The following is an 18723-nucleotide window of genomic DNA, read 5'->3' on the forward strand; positions in this document are numbered from 1 at the left end:
GAAAGGACGTCCGATCCTCCATGGCTTGCGTTGGCGGGGCCGATTGCCGTAAGGGGAGGCTCCGGGCGGACCGACGTGTCAAATCCAGCGAAGCGGGGAATGCCGCGATCCCGCAACATCTATCCAGCCATAATCGGGAAGATCGATGCGCTCCCTTGTGATCGAAGACGAACCGCAGATCGGGGCCTATCTCGGTCGTTTGCTCGGGCAGTTGAACGGGATCGTCGACATCGTCGCATCCGTTTCGGATGCCCGGCAAGCGCTCAGCAATTTCAAGTATGATCTGGCGATCGTCGACCGGATGCTGCCTGACGGCGACGCGCTCGACATCGTCACAGCGTTGAGCCAATTGCCAGAAAGGCCGGCCATCATCATGCTGACGGCCAAGGATACCAAGGAAGACGTGATCGATGGCCTGAACTGCGGGGCGGACGATTATCTCGGCAAGCCATTCGAGCCGCAGGAATTTATCGCCAGGGTTCGGGCTGTGCTGCGGCGGCCTCGGCTCCTCGTTCCGTCGGTCCTGTCGTTCGGAAACGTCGAACTGCGCGTCGGCACCAACGAGGCCATTGTGGCCAACAACAAGGTTCTGCTGCGGCGGCGCGAAGCCTTGATCCTCGGAGCGCTGCTGATGCGAAGCGACCGCGTTGTCACACGCGCCGCCCTGATCGAGGAGATTTACGGGTTCGATGACGAGATCGAATCCAATACCCTCGAGGCGCAGGTATCCCGGCTCCGCAAAAAGCTGGCCGAACTTGGCGGCAACGTCGAGATCCGCAGCATGCGGGGTATCGGCTATATTCTCAGAACGACGCAGATCCGATGACGTCGATCACCAGGACACTGACGCTTTCGCTCAGCGTGGCTGCAGCGGCCATCTTCCTCGTCTTGCTTGGCACCGTGATCTGGCTGGATGTGGCACGTGAACGCGAGCAAGCCTTTTGCCAGGCAGCCGCGGCTATCCTCAGTCGCGCCACGGTCGTCGATCCGGGCCGGGGACTGACTATCCGTTCCATACACAGTATCGAGGATTTGAAATCCACTAGCCCAAACCTGTGGTACGTCGTGTCCTACGATGGCCTGACGGCCGAGTTCGGACGCGAACTCAGACCGGCCCTACCCTTCTCGCTACCCTATACCGGGCCGATCGGTTTCTCGGTCCTCAATACGCTTGACCAGAAGAGCGCCTTCTGCCTGGCCGTCGTCCGAAGGGGTACTTCCGAACTGGTTATGATGATCGGAGGTGCGCAAGTCGGAGTCGATCAGATCGCGAGATCGTTCGTCGTTCGTAACTTTTTCTCCATTTTTCTGCTGGCCATCGCCTTCGCGTCGACCGTCGCGGCCGGCGCATTCCTGTCCGCACGCTTCGTGGCGCGCAGCATCGAACGCGTGACGAGGCTGGCGCTCGCCATCGAACCGACGGCACCGCAGGCGTCGATTTCGCTCGATGAGGTCCCGGTCGAACTCAAGCCGCTAGCCAGCGCGCTCAACCGCGCTTTCCAAGAGATCGACGCCTACATCCAAAGGCAACGCCGGTTCCTCGGTAATGCGGCCCATCAGCTTCGAACCCCACTGACCCTGTTGCGCGCGAAGATCGAAGACGTGACCGAACCGGCCTTGAAGGGCGAACTTGTGCGTGATGTTCGTCGCCTCTCGTCATTGGTCTCAGCCATGCTGGACCTGGCGCGGTTACAAAATCATGCGATCGAAAAGCGGCCCATCGATCTGGCAGTTGTGACGCGGGACGTCCTTGCGGATTTCAGCCCCTCCGCGCTGGACAGCGGAATCGAACTCTCGCTGGAGCAGGTCGAGGAAGGCACCATCGTGGTGCACGGCGTCGAAGCTGCGGTTCGGAGTGCGTTGGCTAACCTGGTCGGCAACGCATTGGTCCATGCGCACGGCGCCGGACGCGTCGTGGCTAACCTCGATCGCGGGAGCGTGTCGATCTGCGACGACGGGGCTGGAATCTCTCCAAGCCCCGAGCGCATCGAGCCGTTCCAAACGGGCAACACCTCCAAGGAGGGCTATGGACTTGGCCTGTCGATCGTTCAGGAGATCATGGCGGCCCACGGAGGCGCGCTGATCGTCACATCGACCCCAGGACGCGGGACGACGGCCAGCCTTCGCTTTCCCGAAGCTTCTGAAGCAACGCCCGGCGAAATCCATATCCCGCAACGTTGAGGCAACGTAGTCGGAGCTCTGTGCTGACGGCGCGCGCGAGGCGCGAAGGCACCGAGAAAGGCTATACATGCACTTCAAGATCGTCCCGGCCATAGGGCCACGCTATTGGGTTAGTATCATGATCGCCAGCATCTGTGGAGCGAACATGGGTGATTTCATACCCGATGTGCTCAAGTTGAGCGACATAGGCGGCCTTTTGATGCTTGCACTGATTTTCGCCGTCATTGTGTTGGCAAATCAACGGAGCAGACGTGGAAATGAAGGCCTGTACTGGCTGGCAATCCTCGTTGTACGAGCCGCCGCGACCAACTTGGCCGACCTCGGAATCCACCGCACGCATCTGGATTACATCACGGTCTCGGCCTGCCTGGCCGCGCTCCTGGCTGCGATTCTAGCCTTGCGCCGCGCGTCATCCTTACAGCCGGTGACATGCGGGCTCCCACGCACGAATGGCCTCTACTGGTTGGCCATGCTGACAGCCGGAACGCTCGGCACTGTGCTCGGTGACGGCATAGGTCACATGATCCACCCGATCACGGTCGGAGTACCGATCTCCGCCATAATCGCGACCGTGGCCGTTGCCCTTATTCTCGCGCAGAAAACGCGCCTCGACATGGCATCCGCCGGGACCGCAAGCTATTGGGTCGCGATGGTGGCGATCCGCACCTGGGGCACCAATTTCGGCGATATCGCGGCTTTCTTTCTGTCGCTTCCCGCGAGCATGATGCTTAGCGGTCTGCTGCTGGCAGGCACGCTGATTGTGTGGCGCGAGCCGAGCAATCCCATAGTCTCGGCAGCCACCTAGCCCGCCTCCTCGGTCGCGCCGATAATCACGGCTCCGACTGCAGCTATCGACGTCAGCACCTCGACCGAAAAAGGCTTGCTGGCGTGGGCGGTTCGTCGTGCGATCGGTATCAGGCCGATCAGGATCGCAATCAAAAAAGCCCAATGTTCCGTTGCCGGGAAAAGCTCCCCACCTGTGACCTTCAGTTATGAGGCGATGTCCCGAGTCTTAGTTGCGATTGGTCAAATCCGAGCGGCTCAACTTCAGTTCCGGAAACCGAGGTAAATGGGCTATGCTCAATCAGCGGCGCGATGGCCTCAGCTGCATAGGGCGTGAATTTCTGTATTCCAAACCAAATAAAAATGGCCACCATAGACCATCGCAGCAACGCTAGTTGCCAATACGAGCCGCTGCTCTTTTCTGCTACCCGGAAATGAACTGTCATGGCTACTCTCCCTCCGTAGATCTTCAACACTAAACATTCGCCGACTAGCCCTGGTGGCCTGGCGTAAGCAGATTTGCGCTCACTTGGAGATGGTCAATTCCGAACTGGCTTTGCCGAGCCGTTGCAGCGGCCCGCTAGGAGACCGCCGCGTTGGCTTCGAGCCCAGTGGCAATATTGGCCGCAGCATCTGCATAGAAAGTGCGGTAGAGATCCTCGGTGAGGTAGCCGATGTGAGGCGTCGCCAGGGTGTTGTCCAGCTTCCGGAAGGGGTGATCGGGAGGCAACGGCTCCACGTCGAATACATCGACCGCTGCGCCGGCGATCCTGCGCGCCTGCAGCGCCTCGATCAGGGCCGCCTCATCAACGATCGGACCCCGTGATGTATTCACGAACCTGGCCGTCGGCTTCATCAGGGCGAACTCGGGCGCCCCGATCAGGCCTCTGGTGCGGCCGCTCAGGACGAGATGGATCGTGACGACGTCCGCCTCGCGGAACAGTGTCTGCTTGTCGACGAGAGTGGCGCCGGCAGCGCTGGCCTTCTCCTCGGTCAGGTTCTGGCTCCAGGCGATCACCTTCATCCCGAAGGCGACACCGATGCGCGCGACCTCTCTTCCGATATTGCCCAACCCGACGACCCCAAGGCTTTTGCCTCGCAGGTTTGAGCCGAGGCCCGTCTGCCATCCGCCGGCCCTCAGCGAGGCGGCCTCCCGGTCGATGCCCCGCATGCTCGCCAGGATCAGCGACCAGGTGAACTCGATGGTCGGAGTGGAGTCGTAGCCGGTCGCGGTCACCAGGATCCCGCGCTCTGCCGCGGCCAGCGTGTCGATCGAGGCGTTGCGAGGGCCCGTCGATGCGATCAGCTTCAGCCGTGGCAGCTGCTCGAGAATCTCCCTCGTGAGCGGAGTTCGCTCGCGCATCACGCAGACGGCATCGAAGGGGCGCAGCCGGTCTACGACCGCACCAGGATCATCCAGGTGGTCGTTGAACACGGTGATCTCGGCGTGCCGCCGGACGGCCGACCAGTCGGCAAGCCGCAGCGCCACGTTCTGGTAGTCGTCGAGGATCGCAACCTTCATCATGGGCCCCTCCTTTACTGCTTGGCGGCAAAGAACTCGGCCAGAGCTCTCGCAACGGCTTTGGGATCGTTTTCCATCGGAATGTGGCCTGCCGACTTGATCCGCACGAGCCTCGTTTCCGGAATCTCGCGTGCGTAGCGTTCGGCATAATCGACGGTCTGGAATTCGTCGTCCTCGCCCCAGACCAGGAGCTTCGGGGTCCTGGATTGGAGCAGGGCCGGCAGCATCTCCTGAGTATAGCGGTTGTCCGCCGCGCCCGCGAGCGCCAGCCAGGATCGAGCGACCCTGGGGTCGGTCCACGGATCGAGATATTCCGCGATCTCGGCTTCGCTTGCCGGACGCCCGAGCGCCTTCACGACGGACACGCGACGCGCGGCGAGAACATCGTCCCTCGTCGTCGCGGCGGCCACAGCCGGATCCCGGAAGCGGGCGACGCCAGGTACGGGCCACGAATCGTACATGATGCCGTTCACCACGGCCAGGCGCCGCACCTCCACCTCCTTTGCGAGCATCAGATGCTGCGCCACGCCTCCCCCGATGTCGTGGCCGGCGACCATGACCGGTCCCTTGTGCCCGAGCGCTTCGAGGAAGCCCACCAGCCAGGCGGAGAGACGAGGGACTGAAGCCTCGCTCACGGTGAGTTCACCTCCGGAGCGGCCGAAGCCGGGGAAATCGACCGCCACCGGGCGAAGGCCCGCCGCGGCGATACCGTCGAGGACGGGTTGCCAGACGCGGCTCCAATAGGTGCCATGAAGCAGCAACACCAAGGGACCATCCTTCCCCGCAGTCAGATAGCTGATCGGAACCCCGCTGACATTGACGGTCTGGCGCTTCGTCATCGGACGATCCTCTTCACATGGTCCTTGCCGAGCCCGACGGCTTCGTAGTGCCTGGTCGCGTGCTCGAGCTTGGTGAAAACATCCTCGTATCCGAGCGCCTCGCCGTAGGGATCGACGTAGGTGTACCCGCCGGTCACGTGAAAAAGCGTGGCCATTTCCTTTACGTCGTCCGGAACGACCAGCGTGTGCGTCTCGCCGGGCGGCTCAAACGCGTAGTCGCCCGGGGACGCGGCCCAGTCATGCTCGAGGTAGCGCCATCTTCCGCGGAGCGTGAAGGCGTGCACCGGTCCGGAATGGCGGTGGCGCGACAACACGCCCGAGGACCGAACCCTAAGAATGTTGATATAGTATCCCTGAGTCACGTTCAGGACGAGAGGCCTGAACGCAACTGTCGGCGACTGCGGGACCCATTCGTGTTCGTCCCCGTCAAGCTCCAGCGCGGAGCCGACGAATACATCCGGCACCATGCCTGCGGGCTGGGGTTTCTGATATGCGATCTTGCTCTGATCGATGGAACGGCGCTCGGGCGCCTGCTGTTGCTCCGATAAAGACGTGGTCATCATTTTACCCTCCAACACGCAAATGGGACGTCGGGAGATTTGCGGCTCTTTGTCGTCAGACTGCCGGCGCGCTTGCGGCGGTCTGTCCGAACAGTATCTTCTTCCCTTCCTCGGTGACGGCGGGACGGCTCGAATACGGCTCGCCTCTGGCGTAGGCCCGCTGCGTCCCGGGGCGCTCGTGCACCGTGTCGAACCAGCGCCGCAGGTTCGGGAAGTCATCCAGATTCTGCTGCTGGCGCTTCCAGGGAACGATCCACGGATAGGAAGTCATGTCGGCAATGCTGTAGCCGTCGCCGGCGACGAACGTGCGGTTTTCGAGATGACGGTCAAGCACGCCGTACAGACGGTTCGTCTCCTTCACGTAGCGGTCGATCGCATAAGGAATCCTGCTCGGCGCGTAGAGCCCGAAGTGGTGGTTCTGTCCGGCCATCGGTCCCAGCCCGCCAACTTGCCAGAACAGCCATTCCGTCGCGGTCTTGCGGCCGCGGACGTCCGTCGGCAGGAAGCGGCCGGTCTTCTCGGCGAGGTACAACAGGATGGCACCCGACTCGAACACGCTGATCGGCTCGCCGCCGTCGGACGGTGCCGTATCGATGATCGCGGGCATGCGGTTGTTCGGCGAGATGGCAAGGAAGTCGCGCTTGAACTGATCGCCGGCGCTGATGTCGACCGGGTGGATCGTGTAGTCCAGTCCCGCTTCTTCCAGGAACATCGTGATCTTGTGGCCGTTCGGCGTAGGCCAGTAGTAGAGCTCGATCATTTCGGTCTCCTCGGCTTGTCCGCCAAGTGCAGGGCTGCCGCCCCTGCCGGGGCAAGGGGCGGCCTCGATCGCGGATCAGGCGGCGGGCTTCAGCTTGCCCGGCGCGCTCCACTCGGCGCCCTTCATGAAGGCGTCGTTGGGCGTCTGCGCGAGATGGTTAGTGTAGTTCGAGATGAGCTTGGTCGCCGCGAGGACAAGGACGTCGAGCACCGCGCGATTGTCGTAGCCTGCGGCCTTGAAGGCGGCGACGTCGGCTTCGCTCACGAAGCCACGCTGGCGGGTGATCTTGGCCGCGAATTGGCGCAGCGCCTCGAGCTTAGGGTCTGCGATCGGTCGGCCCTCGCGTACCGCGGCGATAGCGCCGTCGTCGACTTTTGCCATGCGCGACAGATTGGTGTGGCCGGCCATGCAATAGGTGCACTCGTTTTCGTAGATAATCGCGAGATAGGCGATGTTGCGTTCCTGGGGCGTGAAGCCGGTCTTTTCCGCAATTCCCCACAGCGTGCCGTAGGCCTCGAGGGCAGCGGGGCTCTCGGCTAATACGCGGTGAAGGTTGGGCACAAAGCCCCACGCCTTTTGAACGCCGTTTAGAATCTCGGCCGAGGCTGGCGGTGCACCAGAGGTGTCGTGAAGCGTGAAGTCGTTGATCATTTGCGCTATCCTTTTGGCAAGCATCGAAGTGACTTCCGCAACTTGCTTCATTCCCCCTCGCATCGGCAGAGATGCCGAAGCGATATGAGTCATTCCCCCAAAGAATGGGTCAGGCAATCGGAAGATGGGTAAGGGTGCCTCCCCCCATTCGCCCCGCCGGTACCATTCCAAGCTGGAATAAGAGCTATGCCTACATCGAAGCTGGTTGGTATGGATCGCGCGTCATAGGAGCGGGAGCTGCGCACAAAGGCGCAGGGTCACAACGGCAGGAATTGCAATGGTTCTCCTAGTGACGAGCGCCTCAGGCGCGAACGGAGCCGGTTACGGCAAGCTGCTGTCGTTCAGTGAGGACGGAGAGCCGCTCGGACCGTTCAGCGAAGATGCTCGGATCGTCGATCCACGCGGACTCGGCGTCGATGGGGCTTTGCTCTTCGTCAACAGCGGGATGAACCGGATTCTGGCGCTCGACGGTAAGGGTCGTGTGGTGCGCGACAGCGGCGCGATAGCCAGGTTGAACCCGGGCGGCGGCAACTTCGGCCCCGATGGCCGGTACTATGTCGGATTGCGCGCTGCACGGACCGTTATGGCGTTTGCGCCGACGCTCGATGGGCCGGGCGACCCTGTGCTTCCGTCCGCTGTGGTCCCGTTTCCGCGCGGGTTTGCATTCGACCAGGACGACGCTCTCTTTCTCGCGTCCGGCATCGGTCCGGGCGGCGAAGGCGACAACACCATTTTGGCGTTCGGTCCGGAACGGAGGATCAAGTCGTCCTGGAAGGTCGAGGATCCGGAGCTCAGCCCGCTCGACCTCGCAATCGCGCCGAACGGAAACGTGGTCGTCGGCAGCGAGCATCCGTTCGGAGCTCCGGATGCGGTGACAACCATCCGCGAATACGATCGGACCGATGGTCGTCTCGTTCGCGTCCTCGCTCCGGGTCGCGGGATCGGATTCAGGAAGCCGCGCGGCCTACGCTTCGGGCCCGATGGCAAGTTCTACTGCGTGGCTCAAGACGAAGTCGTCGTCTTCGATTTCGTGAGCGGCAAATGCCTGGGCGCGGTTGTCAGGCTACCGGGCCTCAACGGCCAGGCTGTGATCTTCTTTGCATAAGGAGAAAAGGAATGGATGCATCGGGAGGAGCGCAGAGGTTCGCGCATGAGCAATGGCCATACGAGCCGAAATTCAAGCGCGTCAACGGCTGGCGCATGCACTACATCGACGAGGGCGCCGGCGACCCGGTAGTTCTCCTTCACGGCAATCCGGCATGGGGCTTTCTGTACCGGAAGTTCGTGAAGCCGCTGACCGCGGCGGGCAGGCGCGTGATCGTTCCGGACATGATCGGTTTCGGCCTGTCCGAGAAGCCCGTCCGCGAACAAGCCCACACTCTCGACGGCCACATCGCGAACCTGACCAGCCTGCTGCAACAGCTCGACATACGCGGCGCGACCATGGTCTGTCACGACTGGGGCGGGCCTACGGGTCTCGGGTTTGCGCTGTCCAATCCGGACCGCGTCCGCACTTTGGTTATCATGAGCACCTGGGCATGGCCGCTGCCTCCCGCCGAATTCCACAAGCGGATCTTCCCGTGGCGCATGATGCATGCGCCTGTCGTCGGTCCGTATCTTCTCGGGCGCCACAACGCGCTTGCTGGTCGCGGGATGTATCTTTCGGTGGTCGACCGGAAGAAGTTCAGGGCGGAGGCCCAGAGCGTCTACGAAGGCATCCTGCCGGATCTGGGATCGCGTCTCCTCACATGGACCTGGCCGCGTTGGATTCCGCTCGACAACAGCGCGCGCGGCTTCGCGCGTTTCGAATGGCTCGAGCGCGAACTGAGGAAGTCGAAATTCCCGACGCTTCTGGTCTGGGGCAGAGAGGACGAGGTGTTCGACCACAAGACGTTCGCGACCCGCTTCAAAGAGTTGCTGCCGCACGCCGAGGGACCCGAACTCGTCACCGGACGGCACTTCCTGCAGGAGGACTCCGGTGCCGAGATTGCCGAGAAGATCAACCGTTTCCTGGACCGCATCGACGGGAGGCAGTCATGACGCAGATTGAAGTAGTGGAGGCGCCCGGCCTCGACGGAAAAAGAAGGGCGCTGGTGCTGACGGAGGACCGCGTCGGACATTACCCGGAATTCCGAGAGTTCTTCGTCCGGCGCTTTGCCCTCGATTCGAACGGCCTGGCGCGGCCGGGGTATGTGCGGGCTCCCTCAGGAATGGTCTATGCGCTCGTCTTCATTGGAAGGAGCGGAGAGCCCTTTCCCGATGGGATCGAAATCTACGCGACGCCGGATGCGCTGGAGCCGTTGAACGAAGCGGACGTCGACAGCGATCTCTGGGCCTTGCTGAGGTGGATGATCGAGGGCGTCGGCGGCGAATGGCGGGTCGAGGACCTGGACGCGACGGGAAGGCTGTATCAGCTGAACGCCGCCGGGACGGGATAGCGGAGCAGCGGCGCTCGCACCCTCGTCAAATTCATTCGGCTGCGAGCGCCCTATACTCCGCGGCTTCGTGGAGGATGACCCCCGAGAGCGGATCGAACTGACCGACCCAGGGCTCGCGCTCGAGCACCGCCTTGGTGTGGGCGTAACCCGCGTCCCAGCGCTGCCTGATGCCGGCGGGACTGAAATCGACGTCCTTTGTGTGATCTTCGTGCGACAGCTGCGGTGCCAGTAACTGCACCACGTGCATCCGGGTCTGGCAGCCGTAGCTCATCAATTCCCTCACTTCGGGCCTGTCGCGTTCGGACTCCGGCAATCGTGCCGCGAGCTCGTTGATGACGTGGCGCAAGCGGTGCGCCTGCTGGTGGCGCGTGATCTGGCTGACGATCCGGCTGGAATACTGCACGTCCTTGTGGCGGTTGAGGACCTCCGCCATGGTGGTGGGCTCGGCCCCAACGGGATTCCACAGGTGGACGGTGAAGATGAGGGAGTCCCTGCGCGGATTATCGTCGAGCACCACTTCGGTCGGCGTGTTGGAGAGAATGCCGCCGTCCCAGTAGAGCTCGCCGTTGACGCGCGCGGCCGGAAATGCCGGCGGAAGCGCGCCGGAGGCCATGATATGCTTCACGTCCAGCTCGCAGCGGCGGCTGTCGAAATACGTCATCTGGCTGGTGCGCACGTGCGCCGCCCCGACCGTGAGGCGCGGGCTTCCTCTGTTGATCAGCTTGAAGTCGACGAGCTCGGAGAGAGTGGCCTCAAGGGGCGCTGTCGAGTAGTAGCCGGCGTGGTCTGCGCCTAGCGGGAATCCGTCGCCTGCGTGGGCCAGCGGGTTTGGTGTGAAGAAGCCGGGGATGCCGTGCGTCAGGGTCCTCCAGAAGGACCATTTGTCTCCGAACCCCGGCAGGACGCCGCGGAAGTCGCACTGAGGGGCGCGCTGCACCCTGCTCCAGAATTCATTCAGTCGCGGTAGCCGGTCCTGCGGCGCGTTTCCAGCAATGAGGCTGGCGTTGATCGCTCCGATCGACGTGCCGACGATCCAGTCCGGCTCGACACCGGCTTCCTGCAATGCCTGATAGACACCCACTTGATAGGACCCGAGGGCGCCGCCCGCCTGCAGCACGAGTACGACCTGGCCCGGGAGGCTGCCCGGTCCCGTGTGCGGCTCTGCGAGACAGCCGCCGTCTGACGTTCGATCGGTCGCTCCATGCGAGACCTCCTCCTTCCGTTTGCCGGAATGCGCCTGCCGCGCCTGATTCAATGTCCTGGCGAGGCCCTGTCAATCGCGGCAGGCGCCGTAGGCGGCCCGCGACCACTTATCCCCGGCCATGGAACATGCAGCGAAGCAGCATCTCCAGATGCGGCGTGGCGATGATGGCGAGGCTCGCCACGGCGCTGCCCGTCATCGCGTAGGCGAACAGGGCGTCCCTGACCGTCTCGCTTAGGGTCTGAACGGTTTCCAGGGCAACCGCTCTTGCGCGAGTCGTGGAACTCAAGCCTGCACCGGCGCTCCGGACCGGCATCGCGATCGGATGATCATGGGTGCTCATTGCTTCTCTCCTTTGCCGGGCAACCGCTCGGATGCGTCGAGAGATGGCCAATTCTCGCGCGGCGTGGCAGATAGGGCGGAGCGATATCGCTCATTCCTGCGGAGAATAGGATGGATCGTCTGGCTTCAATGGAGACGTTCGTGCGGGTTGTCGAAACGGGGTCTTTCTCCGGAGCGGCCCGGCAGCTTCGGGTCGGGCAACCGGCGGTCTCGAAGTCGGTCGCGCAGCTCGAGGAGTATCTCGGGGTCAAGCTGCTGACACGCTCGACGCGCGGGCTCACCCCGACGGAAGCCGGGCTCGGTTATCTCGAGCGCGCCAAGCGGGCCCTCGAGGAGGCAGCCGAGGCCGAGCTCGCCGCGCGGGGAGCCGGGGCCGGGCTCAAGGGGCGATTGCGGATCTGCGCTGCCGTCACCTTCGCCCGGATCCATCTCATTCCGATGTTGCCGAAATTCCTGGCGCAGAATCCGGACCTGGACCTGGAGGTCGTTCTGGACGACCGTCAGATCGACCTTGTCCAGGAGGGCATCGATGTGGCTCTCCGGATGGGAAAGATGATGGACTCGACGCTTACCGCCCGACGTATCGCAAGATGCAAGCGCCTCGTCTTGGGCACGCCAGCCTACTTCGATCGCGCGGGCACGCCGTCGACGCCAAGCGAATTGAGCAAGCATCAGGCCGTCGTCTATCTCCAGGGAGAGGGCAGCGTCTGGTCGTTCAGGCGCGAGACATCCGAATTGGCCGTCACCGTCCAAAGCAGATTGCGGGTGACCGCTGCGGAAGGCGTAAGAGCTGCGGTGCTCGCCGATGTAGGCCTTACCATCGCGTCGGAGTGGATGTTCAGCCCTGAACTGCGATCGGGCGCCGTGCGTGCGGTCCTGTCGGAATGGAGCCTCCCGGCCCTCGACCTGTGGGCCGTGCTTCCGACCGGGCGCGCCGCGACGGCCAAGGCACGGGCGTTCGTGGATTTCTTCGAACGTACGTTCAACGCATAGGCGAGAAAGCGGACCGACGTCGCGGCCGTGGGCGCGTGCGCAGCCGCTGATGAGACGAACGGGCATGTCTTCGATCCCGGGCGGCATTCACCGCTTCGGGTCGATGAGTACGGTGACACGCAACGGAGTTGCTCACCCCGAGCCTCCTGCCAAGGAGTGTCGCCATGTCCCTCATCTCGATCCTGAAGCGCTCGATCCGCACGGCCGCCGCAGGTCTCGTCTTTGTCGGCCTGGTTTCGCCGGCAAATGCGACGTATCAGCACGAGCCTGCTGAGATCTTCCCCGATCTGCCGGCCAGCGCGACTGCAGATCCTGCCTCGGCGGTGCCGACCTCGCACCTGCCCTGGCTTGCTCCGGTCGGCCATCGGCAACCGCATCGAGCCGACGTCCCCCAATACGAGGCCGTGTCGGCATGGGAGCGCCAGCAACGGCAATTCGACCAGGAGCTGGACCGCAAGCTGATGATCTGTCGCGGGTGTTGACCGGGTGCGCAGCGACCATTCCCGGCGGGAATAATCTCTAGTCCGACGACCCTGCTACCCGGCGCGGCGGTCTCCTTTAGCTTCCTGCACGTGACTTCAACAAACCGGGCGGCGCCGCCGTCCGCCACGCAAAGGCCCAAAGGAGAACCGTCATGTCGCTTCAAGCCAAGCTCGACGCTTTCAAAGCCGATTTCGAGGCCGGAAAGCCGCCCTACAGTGTTCCTCGCTCCGTCGTCGAGACGATGCACCGCGCCACCGCAGAACTGATCGAGTCAGGGGCCGCCCAACGCGCCAAGAAGGCCGGCGATGTCGCCCCGTCCTTCTCGCTGAAGGATCCGGAAGGCAACGTCGTCAACTCGTCGGATCTCCTGAAACGCGGCCCGCTGGTGCTCAGCTTCTACCGCGGCGTCTGGTGCCCGTACTGCAACATGGAGCTGCAGGCGCTCGAAGCCGCCAAACCGGAATTCGACAAATACGGCGCCTCCTTGGTCGCGATCTCGCCGCAGACCGCCCCGAACAGCCGCAAGTCGGTGCGCCAGAACAAGCTCAGCTTCCCGATCCTCTCGGACGCCAAGGGCAAGGTCGGCGCCGCGTTCGGGCTGCGCTTCAATCTGCCCGACTACCTGGTCGAGCTCTACCAGCAGCTGAAGAACGATCTGCCCACGTTCAACGACGATCCGAGTTGGACGCTGCCGATGCCGGCCCGCTACGTCATTGGACAGGACGGCGTGATCCTCTACTCCGAAGTGAACCCCGACTACACCCGCCGGCCCGATCCTGAAGACATGATCCCGGTCCTCCAGCGGGCGGCCGCCGTCAAGGCGTGACGGCGCATGAGGCGGCCGGTGGGGCGCAACTTCGTCGCGACGACCGGCCGCCGTCTTTCCCAACCAAGGCTATTCAAAGGAAGAGTGTGATGAGCAAGCTGTTCTCGACGACCGAAGTCGGTCCGTACCGGTTGTCCCATCGTGTGGTGATGGCTCCCTTGACGCGGATGCGGTCCGATCCGGGCGATATTCCGAGCGCCCTCATGGTCGAATACTACACCCAGCGCGCCTCCGACGGCGGTCTGATCGTCTCCGAAGCGACGCCGGTCTCGATCCGCGGCAACGGTTATGCAGGGGCGCCCGGCATCTACTCGGATCGTCAGATCGCCGGATGGCGGCGCATCACCGACGCGGTCCACGCCAAGGGCGGCCGCATCTTTCAGCAGTTGTGGCATGTCGGCCGGCAGTCGCATGTCGACTTGCAGCCGAACGGCGAAGCGCCGGTCGCGCCTTCCGCCATTGCGGCCAAGGGCTACGCTTACACCAAGCGCGGCGAAGCCCCGTTCTCAATGCCGCGCTCCCTCGAACTGCATGAGATCCCGGGCATCATCGAGGAGTTCCGATCCGGCGCCAAGCGCGCGCTGCGTGCGGGTTTCGACGGCGTCGAGATTCACGGCGCAAACGGCTACCTGCCCGATCAATTCCTGCAGGACGGGACCAACAAGCGCACGGACGAGTACGGCGGCCCGATCGAAAATCGCGCCCGCTTCCTGCTCGAGGTGACGCAGGCGGCCATCTCTGCTTGGGGCGCCGATCGTGTGGGCGTGCGCATCTCTCCGAGCGGCACGTACGGATCAATGTCGGATAGCAATCCGCCCGCAACCTTCGGCTACGCGGCGACCCAGCTCGATCGCTTGGGCATCGCCTACCTCCACGTCGTCGAGCCGCGCATCAAGGGCACCGAGGAGATCTCGCATGGCCAGGCGCCGGTCGCCGCCCAACATCTGCGGCCGAAATTCTCGCGGACCTTGATCGCGGCGGGTGGCTTCGCAGCGGATTCAGCGGAGGCTATCGTCGCGGCCGGGGACGCCGACCTCGTCGCATTTGGCCGTCACTTCATCTCCAACCCGGATCTGCCCGAGCGGCTGCGGCGCGGCCTGCCGCTCAACCGCTACGATCGATCGACCTTCTACGGCGGCGACGCGCGCGGCTACCTCGACTACCCGCCGGCTGAGGTGGCATCGGCAGCCTGACCGGCCGCTCGCCTCTCATCTCTCGGCCAGCGAGGGCGCATCGCCGTCCCTCGCTGGCCTATGCTCGTCAGTCGGATCCGCTTCGACGGTCTTCGCCGTCTTCGCGTCGGCAGGAGCTGCCGGCCTTGCGAAGACGTCCCGGCCGGACGGCTCCTGTATTTTGCGCCACTGCGCCGGAGTGACGCCCATGTGACTCTTGAAGGCGCGCTGGAACGCCGCTTCGGATTGGTACCCGACCGCCTCCGCCACGGCGCCGGTGGAAAGGGACGATCTCTTCAGTTCGTTCGCTGCAAGCGTCATCCGGATGTCGGTCAGGAGATCAGCAGCTGATCGCCCGAGCTTTTCCTGGAACTGGCGGGCGAGTGTCGCCCGCGACATGTTGCACAGACGTGCAAGACCCGGCAGCGACCATGCTCGCGCGGGCTCGTTGAACAGAGCCGCCACCGCCGGCGCCAGGCGCGGATTGCCGGCCAGCGCAAGGAGCCCCCGTGGCGCGTCGTCCGTCTCGCTGGCGAGCCGCAGCACAAGCGCGAACATCGCCGTCGACAGCGCGTTCAGCATCGCGCGGCCGCCCAGGTGATCGTCCCCCGACTCGCTCCGCATCAGGGAGACGAGGCCTGCGAGCTGCGCGGCGGTCTCCTTCTGCCCTGCCTGACCGCCGGCGTGCACGACCAGGCGTGGCGGGAGATAGCTGCGCAACAGCCGGTCGTGCGGGGGCGCGATCGCGAAGTGTCCGCACAAGAGGTCGAGCCGCTCGTCCGAACCCAGGTTTTCGCTGATCGTGAAGTTGAGGGACACGCGGTTGCGGGCCGGCAGGGGCGCGACCCCGCTGCCGTCGTGCATGACGTGCCGTGGGTTGCCGGGAAGCAGAAGGATGTCGCCGGCCCTCAGCTGCAGCGATCGGCCTCCCGCCGGATCCTCCAGCGTCGCGGAGCCGGCGAGCACGGCATGGTACGGAATTTCGTTGGCCTCACCGGGCCCCTGATCGATGCGCCAGGGGGCGCCGTAGTTGCAGCGCAGGTCGAGCCGCCCGCGCACCGGCATCATTTCGAACAGCCGGCTTAGCCAATCCATTGCGACCTCCTGAAAGCGTGCAGCATGAGACGATGAAGCATATAGTCGAGATCTAGCGACATTCAAAGTCTCAGGTCGAGGTCATACTGTCACTCCGCAATCGTTCACCAACCCCAACGAAGGAGTGCCACCATGTCCCGTCTTTCAGTTCCCAACCTCGAATCCAACACCGGCCCGTCGGGCCAGATCTATGCCCAGATCAAGAAGGCTATCGGCAGCGTGCCGAACACCTTCGCGGCCATCGCCGCCCACGGACCTGCCGCACTGAAGGCAGTGCTTGCTGCCGATGCGGCGCTTGCCTCTGGCAATCTGAGCAAGCGCGATCAGGAGACGATCAAGCTCGTCATCTCCGGCGTCGCCGGCTGCGACTATTGCGTCGCCGCGCACAGCCTGCTCGCCAAGCTCGCCGGGTTGAATCCCGAAGAGCTGAAGAACATCCGCGATGGCGAGCCGACCGGCGACGTCAAGCGCGATGCGCTGGTCCGCTTCGTTCGCAAGCTCGCGGCAACCAGCGGCACTGTGAGCGATGCCGATTTCGCCGCGATCAAGGATGCCGGCTACAGCGACGCACAGCTTGTCGACATCAGCCTCGCCTTCGCGACCACCGTCTTCACCAACGTCTTCAACCGCATCAACGACACGGAGATCGACTTCCCCGCAGTCGCGTGAAGCGGCCGCGCCCAGTCAGATCTCAAATGTGAAAGGATCACGACCATGACTACGCTTGCCAACACCACCCAGAGTCCGTTTGCCCGCGCGCTGCACAGGTCCGGCCTGCTTGCGGAGGATCTCGACTACCACGTCGTCCGGGCCGCAATGGTGATCATGTTCTTCTTCTTCGGTTACCAGAAGTGGTTTCCGTACGAATTCGAAAGACTGGTCCCGTTCATCAGCAACGGGCCGCTGATCTGGTGGCTGTATCCGGTGTTCGGCCACGCCGGCGCCAGCTATTTCCTGGGCGTCTCGGAGTGGACGTTCGGGTCCCTGCTCCTCGCGGGCTTCTGGGACAAGCGGCTCGGCGTTCTCGGCGCCCTCGGCTCGACCGGCACCTTCATCGCAACCGTCACGATCATTCCGTTCATGCCGGAGGGCTGGGACGTCGCCGCAGGAGGCTTCCCTGCGATGACGGGCAACGTGCCCTTCCTGATGAAGGACGTCGTTCTGCTCGCCGTCTCGCTCTACCTCCTGAGGCAGGACGTGGTTCGGCTGATCCGGCGATGAAGTCACGGATCCGAGTACAACTCGGCGACTCGCCGGCAAGTGCGAAGCTTGCCGGCGAGTTAGTTTATGAGCAAAATTCTGACCTTCACACCCGGAGCCGCTCGTGCGTCTCATGCGCTGCGATGTGAGGGACCACATCAATTAACGCAAAGGCCACCACCGACGCTCGCATCGATACTGCAGAGCCTTGCAGCGGCTGAGATCGCCAACATTCGACATTCGCGAGATTTTCGGAGCCCCTCGATTTTCGACTTTTTCAACAGTATCCGCCAACAACGGTCGTTCAAAAGCCAATTACTTTCAGCTGATCGCAATAATCGTTTAGTTTCGTGACGCAGCATCCAGAGAATCGAGCCAGGCCTCGACGGCGCGGATATGCCGAGCCACGGCTTCATCGATACCGACGCCGGAGCCGTCACTGCTAGAGAAGCTGACGCCATTGGTCGCGTCGATATCCACCCACATCGACGCCAGCGTCCCCGCCGGCAGCTCGTCGATTGCCGCACGCAGGTCCGACCGTCGATCCAGTTCTTCGGGATCGAGCTTTTCCAGCATGTCGATCATTTTTTGATACAACTCGCCGTATCGTTCGCTCATCTCGAAGAAAGGCGCGAGTTGCTGGTGATCGAGATAATCCTGAATGGTTCCCGAAATACCGTAGACGCCCTCGGTCTTGGGATGCGGCGTCAGGTGGCCGAACGATTCCCCGCCATCTGGTGAAACCCATCGCGCCAGCGGATAGATACGGCAAACCAGCGGTCGATCCGGATGAACACTGCAGCCGCGCTCGCCGAGGAAGCCGCAATCGCCGTTGTCCTTGGGCCGTAGGACTGTGCCGCCGGCCTCCGTGTGATTTTCGATGAACTGCGTCGTCGATATGCAGAGATATCTTGCAAGACGCAGTATGTCGTAGGGGCTGACGCGGATTGCCTTGTTGCGGCAACACCGGTTGCAGGCGTGACAGACGTAGGAGAAGACTGCCACGCTCCATGTCGAATTTGACGTGGGAGACCAGATCGCCGTAGGTCATGATATCGCCTCCAGAAGTGATGCGCGAATGGCGGACCCGCCCAATATCTGATTATTGCTTGACCGGGGCAGCCCGGATCTTGTCGACGATCTCCTTGGTCAGGTCGGCACTGAAATCGCGTGCCGTCATCTCTGTGTTAACCGACGGCGATCGGCGGTGATTGCGCAAGAACGGAAGCGAAAGAGCGGTAGAGGTTGGTGCAGTGAACTGATCGCAGGCATCACGGCGACAACGTCGTTCCCGGGACTGATAACACTGGCAAAAATTGGAACGGTGTTCAGCCTGATTGTCGGAATGATTGTCAGAATGAGATCGGAAAATTCGTGCTAAGCCATTGAAATTGCTTTGGAGCGGGTGAAGGGAATCGAACCCTCGTATTCAGCTTGGAAGTCCCCGGATTTCGCAATGTTTTCAAAACCCGTTCTGACGTTTCTCAGCTTTTTGGGCGATTGAGATCACTACAGAATTTCTCTTTGTCAGAATGGCGGCTGCGAGCGCCATGCGCGTCCTTTCAAGCCATTGACGGTGACTAGACGCGGTTTATGGACAAACTGCGCTTGATCACAGCCTGATGCCGTCAGAGCCAGTTCCACCACTTGCGTGACGTCCTCGGCCTTCATCGTCGT

Annotated in this window: 24 protein-coding genes; 12 read left to right on the forward strand and 12 right to left on the reverse strand. The window is 62.9% G+C overall.

The window, feature by feature from the left end; genetic code table 11:
* The first annotated feature begins 145 nt into the window (after positions 1 to 145).
* The 3 genes from B5525_RS37700 (at position 146) to B5525_RS37710 (ending at position 2986) form a co-directional block, all read left to right on the forward strand.
* Positions 146 to 826: a response regulator transcription factor gene (locus B5525_RS37700; protein WP_079571111.1), complete on the forward strand. Its 681-nt coding sequence runs from the start codon at positions 146 to 148 to the stop codon at positions 824 to 826.
* Positions 823 to 2181 carry a sensor histidine kinase gene (locus tag B5525_RS37705; RefSeq protein ID WP_079571114.1) on the forward strand — a complete coding sequence of 453 codons (1359 nt, stop codon included), beginning with the start codon at positions 823 to 825 and terminating at the stop codon, positions 2179 to 2181. The genes B5525_RS37700 and B5525_RS37705 overlap by 4 nt, the downstream gene beginning before the upstream one ends.
* A gap of 118 nt (positions 2182 to 2299) precedes the next feature.
* Positions 2300 to 2986, forward strand: a complete 687-nt coding sequence (locus B5525_RS37710) for a hypothetical protein (RefSeq protein WP_172900049.1) — start codon at positions 2300 to 2302, stop codon at positions 2984 to 2986.
* On the opposite strand, the gene B5525_RS45010 is transcribed toward B5525_RS37710, so the two are convergent.
* The 7 genes from B5525_RS45010 to B5525_RS37740 all read right to left on the reverse strand — a co-directional run bounded on the left by B5525_RS45010 (position 2983) and on the right by B5525_RS37740 (position 7296).
* Positions 2983 to 3120 carry a hypothetical protein gene (locus B5525_RS45010; RefSeq protein ID WP_154073693.1) on the reverse strand — a complete coding sequence of 46 codons (138 nt, stop codon included), beginning with the start codon at positions 3118 to 3120 and terminating at the stop codon, positions 2983 to 2985. The genes B5525_RS37710 and B5525_RS45010 overlap by 4 nt on opposite strands.
* 47 nt (positions 3121 to 3167) lie before the next feature.
* On the reverse strand, positions 3168 to 3410 hold the full coding sequence (locus B5525_RS37715; RefSeq protein ID WP_079571117.1) for a DUF417 family protein: 243 nt from the start codon (positions 3408 to 3410) through the stop codon (positions 3168 to 3170).
* A gap of 134 nt (positions 3411 to 3544) precedes the next feature.
* Complete coding sequence (locus B5525_RS37720; protein ID WP_079571119.1) at positions 3545 to 4489, reverse strand: D-2-hydroxyacid dehydrogenase family protein; 945 nt, start codon at positions 4487 to 4489, stop codon at positions 3545 to 3547.
* An 11-nt stretch (positions 4490 to 4500) separates the two neighbouring features.
* On the reverse strand, positions 4501 to 5325 hold the full coding sequence (locus B5525_RS37725) for an alpha/beta fold hydrolase (protein ID WP_079571121.1): 825 nt from the start codon (positions 5323 to 5325) through the stop codon (positions 4501 to 4503).
* Positions 5322 to 5885 (reverse strand): 2,4'-dihydroxyacetophenone dioxygenase family protein, encoded by a 564-nt coding sequence (locus B5525_RS37730; protein WP_425305343.1) that lies wholly within the window; start codon positions 5883 to 5885, stop codon positions 5322 to 5324. Before B5525_RS37730 ends, B5525_RS37725 begins: the two co-directional genes overlap by 4 nt.
* A gap of 55 nt (positions 5886 to 5940) precedes the next feature.
* Positions 5941 to 6645 (reverse strand): glutathione binding-like protein, encoded by a 705-nt coding sequence (locus B5525_RS37735; RefSeq protein WP_079571123.1) that lies wholly within the window; start codon positions 6643 to 6645, stop codon positions 5941 to 5943.
* Between the two features lie 75 nt (positions 6646 to 6720).
* Positions 6721 to 7296, reverse strand: coding sequence for a carboxymuconolactone decarboxylase family protein (locus B5525_RS37740; protein WP_079574324.1), 576 nt, complete (start codon positions 7294 to 7296; stop codon positions 6721 to 6723).
* Positions 7297 to 7573: 277 nt separating this feature from the next.
* Between B5525_RS37740 and B5525_RS37745 the strand changes: the two genes are divergently transcribed.
* The 3 genes from B5525_RS37745 to B5525_RS37755 are packed head-to-tail and all read left to right on the forward strand — an operon-like array spanning position 7574 to position 9734.
* Positions 7574 to 8401 (forward strand): hypothetical protein, encoded by an 828-nt coding sequence (locus tag B5525_RS37745; RefSeq protein ID WP_079571124.1) that lies wholly within the window; start codon positions 7574 to 7576, stop codon positions 8399 to 8401.
* Positions 8402 to 8412: 11 nt separating this feature from the next.
* Positions 8413 to 9336, forward strand: a complete 924-nt coding sequence (locus B5525_RS37750) for an alpha/beta fold hydrolase (RefSeq protein ID WP_172900050.1) — start codon at positions 8413 to 8415, stop codon at positions 9334 to 9336.
* Positions 9333 to 9734: a hypothetical protein gene (locus B5525_RS37755; RefSeq protein ID WP_079571128.1), complete on the forward strand. Its 402-nt coding sequence runs from the start codon at positions 9333 to 9335 to the stop codon at positions 9732 to 9734. Before B5525_RS37750 ends, B5525_RS37755 begins: the two co-directional genes overlap by 4 nt.
* A 31-nt stretch (positions 9735 to 9765) precedes the next feature.
* Here the strand turns inward: B5525_RS37755 and B5525_RS37760 are convergent, their stop codons facing one another.
* Both B5525_RS37760 and B5525_RS37765 read right to left on the reverse strand, forming a co-directional pair.
* On the reverse strand, positions 9766 to 10851 hold the full coding sequence (locus B5525_RS37760; protein WP_244567719.1) for a patatin-like phospholipase family protein: 1086 nt from the start codon (positions 10849 to 10851) through the stop codon (positions 9766 to 9768).
* A 193-nt stretch (positions 10852 to 11044) separates the two neighbouring features.
* Positions 11045 to 11278, reverse strand: a complete 234-nt coding sequence (locus B5525_RS37765; protein WP_079571132.1) for a hypothetical protein — start codon at positions 11276 to 11278, stop codon at positions 11045 to 11047.
* Between the two features lie 110 nt (positions 11279 to 11388).
* Here B5525_RS37765 and B5525_RS37770 point away from each other — a divergent pair, with 110 nt between their 5' ends.
* From B5525_RS37770 to B5525_RS37785, 4 genes are all read left to right on the forward strand, one after another.
* Positions 11389 to 12270: a LysR family transcriptional regulator gene (locus B5525_RS37770; RefSeq protein WP_079571133.1), complete on the forward strand. Its 882-nt coding sequence runs from the start codon at positions 11389 to 11391 to the stop codon at positions 12268 to 12270.
* 164 nt (positions 12271 to 12434) lie between these two features.
* Positions 12435 to 12752, forward strand: a complete 318-nt coding sequence (locus tag B5525_RS37775; RefSeq protein WP_079571135.1) for a hypothetical protein — start codon at positions 12435 to 12437, stop codon at positions 12750 to 12752.
* A gap of 152 nt (positions 12753 to 12904) precedes the next feature.
* Positions 12905 to 13579, forward strand: coding sequence for a peroxiredoxin-like family protein (locus tag B5525_RS37780; protein WP_079571136.1), 675 nt, complete (start codon positions 12905 to 12907; stop codon positions 13577 to 13579).
* Between the two features lie 89 nt (positions 13580 to 13668).
* Complete coding sequence (locus B5525_RS37785; RefSeq protein ID WP_079571138.1) at positions 13669 to 14772, forward strand: alkene reductase; 1104 nt, start codon at positions 13669 to 13671, stop codon at positions 14770 to 14772.
* 15 nt (positions 14773 to 14787) lie between these two features.
* On the opposite strand, the gene B5525_RS37790 is transcribed toward B5525_RS37785, so the two are convergent.
* Positions 14788 to 15846, reverse strand: a complete 1059-nt coding sequence (locus B5525_RS37790; RefSeq protein ID WP_079571140.1) for an AraC family transcriptional regulator — start codon at positions 15844 to 15846, stop codon at positions 14788 to 14790.
* A gap of 132 nt (positions 15847 to 15978) precedes the next feature.
* Here B5525_RS37790 and B5525_RS37795 point away from each other — a divergent pair, with 132 nt between their 5' ends.
* Positions 15979 to 16515: a carboxymuconolactone decarboxylase family protein gene (locus B5525_RS37795; RefSeq protein ID WP_079571141.1), complete on the forward strand. Its 537-nt coding sequence runs from the start codon at positions 15979 to 15981 to the stop codon at positions 16513 to 16515.
* Positions 16516 to 16560: 45 nt separating this feature from the next.
* The gene (locus B5525_RS37800; RefSeq protein WP_079571143.1) at positions 16561 to 17067 is read left to right on the forward strand and encodes a YkgB family protein; all 507 of its coding nucleotides are present in this window, start codon (positions 16561 to 16563) and stop codon (positions 17065 to 17067) included.
* Between the two features lie 321 nt (positions 17068 to 17388).
* Here B5525_RS37800 and B5525_RS37805 read toward each other — a convergent pair whose 3' ends face one another.
* Both B5525_RS37805 and B5525_RS45015 read right to left on the reverse strand, forming a co-directional pair.
* Complete coding sequence (locus B5525_RS37805) at positions 17389 to 18051, reverse strand: YkgJ family cysteine cluster protein (RefSeq protein ID WP_172900051.1); 663 nt, start codon at positions 18049 to 18051, stop codon at positions 17389 to 17391.
* Positions 18052 to 18573: 522 nt separating this feature from the next.
* The gene (locus B5525_RS45015; RefSeq protein WP_154073694.1) at positions 18574 to 18717 is read right to left on the reverse strand and encodes a hypothetical protein; all 144 of its coding nucleotides are present in this window, start codon (positions 18715 to 18717) and stop codon (positions 18574 to 18576) included.
* Between the last annotated feature and the right edge of the window lie 6 nt (positions 18718 to 18723).

The organism is Bradyrhizobium erythrophlei, from assembly GCF_900129505.1.
GTDB lineage: Bacteria > Pseudomonadota > Alphaproteobacteria > Rhizobiales > Xanthobacteraceae > Bradyrhizobium > Bradyrhizobium erythrophlei_D.

Coding starts and splice junctions, on each gene's coding strand:
- B5525_RS37700 (WP_079571111.1), top strand. CDS start 146: ATGCGCTCCCTTGTGATCGAAGACGAACCGCAGATCGGGGCCTATCTC.
- B5525_RS37705 (WP_079571114.1), top strand. CDS start 823: ATGACGTCGATCACCAGGACACTGACGCTTTCGCTCAGCGTGGCTGCA.
- B5525_RS37710 (WP_172900049.1), top strand. CDS start 2,300: ATGATCGCCAGCATCTGTGGAGCGAACATGGGTGATTTCATACCCGAT.
- B5525_RS37715 (WP_079571117.1), bottom strand. CDS start 3,410: ATGACAGTTCATTTCCGGGTAGCAGAAAAGAGCAGCGGCTCGTATTGG.
- B5525_RS37720 (WP_079571119.1), bottom strand. CDS start 4,489: ATGATGAAGGTTGCGATCCTCGACGACTACCAGAACGTGGCGCTGCGG.
- B5525_RS37725 (WP_079571121.1), bottom strand. CDS start 5,325: ATGACGAAGCGCCAGACCGTCAATGTCAGCGGGGTTCCGATCAGCTAT.
- B5525_RS37730 (WP_425305343.1), bottom strand. CDS start 5,885: ATGACCACGTCTTTATCGGAGCAACAGCAGGCGCCCGAGCGCCGTTCC.
- B5525_RS37735 (WP_079571123.1), bottom strand. CDS start 6,645: ATGATCGAGCTCTACTACTGGCCTACGCCGAACGGCCACAAGATCACG.
- B5525_RS37740 (WP_079574324.1), bottom strand. CDS start 7,296: ATGATCAACGACTTCACGCTTCACGACACCTCTGGTGCACCGCCAGCC.
- B5525_RS37745 (WP_079571124.1), top strand. CDS start 7,574: ATGGTTCTCCTAGTGACGAGCGCCTCAGGCGCGAACGGAGCCGGTTAC.
- B5525_RS37750 (WP_172900050.1), top strand. CDS start 8,413: ATGGATGCATCGGGAGGAGCGCAGAGGTTCGCGCATGAGCAATGGCCA.
- B5525_RS37755 (WP_079571128.1), top strand. CDS start 9,333: ATGACGCAGATTGAAGTAGTGGAGGCGCCCGGCCTCGACGGAAAAAGA.
- B5525_RS37765 (WP_079571132.1), bottom strand. CDS start 11,278: ATGAGCACCCATGATCATCCGATCGCGATGCCGGTCCGGAGCGCCGGT.
- B5525_RS37770 (WP_079571133.1), top strand. CDS start 11,389: ATGGATCGTCTGGCTTCAATGGAGACGTTCGTGCGGGTTGTCGAAACG.
- B5525_RS37775 (WP_079571135.1), top strand. CDS start 12,435: ATGTCCCTCATCTCGATCCTGAAGCGCTCGATCCGCACGGCCGCCGCA.
- B5525_RS37780 (WP_079571136.1), top strand. CDS start 12,905: ATGTCGCTTCAAGCCAAGCTCGACGCTTTCAAAGCCGATTTCGAGGCC.
- B5525_RS37785 (WP_079571138.1), top strand. CDS start 13,669: ATGAGCAAGCTGTTCTCGACGACCGAAGTCGGTCCGTACCGGTTGTCC.
- B5525_RS37790 (WP_079571140.1), bottom strand. CDS start 15,846: ATGGATTGGCTAAGCCGGCTGTTCGAAATGATGCCGGTGCGCGGGCGG.
- B5525_RS37795 (WP_079571141.1), top strand. CDS start 15,979: ATGTCCCGTCTTTCAGTTCCCAACCTCGAATCCAACACCGGCCCGTCG.
- B5525_RS37800 (WP_079571143.1), top strand. CDS start 16,561: ATGACTACGCTTGCCAACACCACCCAGAGTCCGTTTGCCCGCGCGCTG.
- B5525_RS45015 (WP_154073694.1), bottom strand. CDS start 18,717: ATGAAGGCCGAGGACGTCACGCAAGTGGTGGAACTGGCTCTGACGGCA.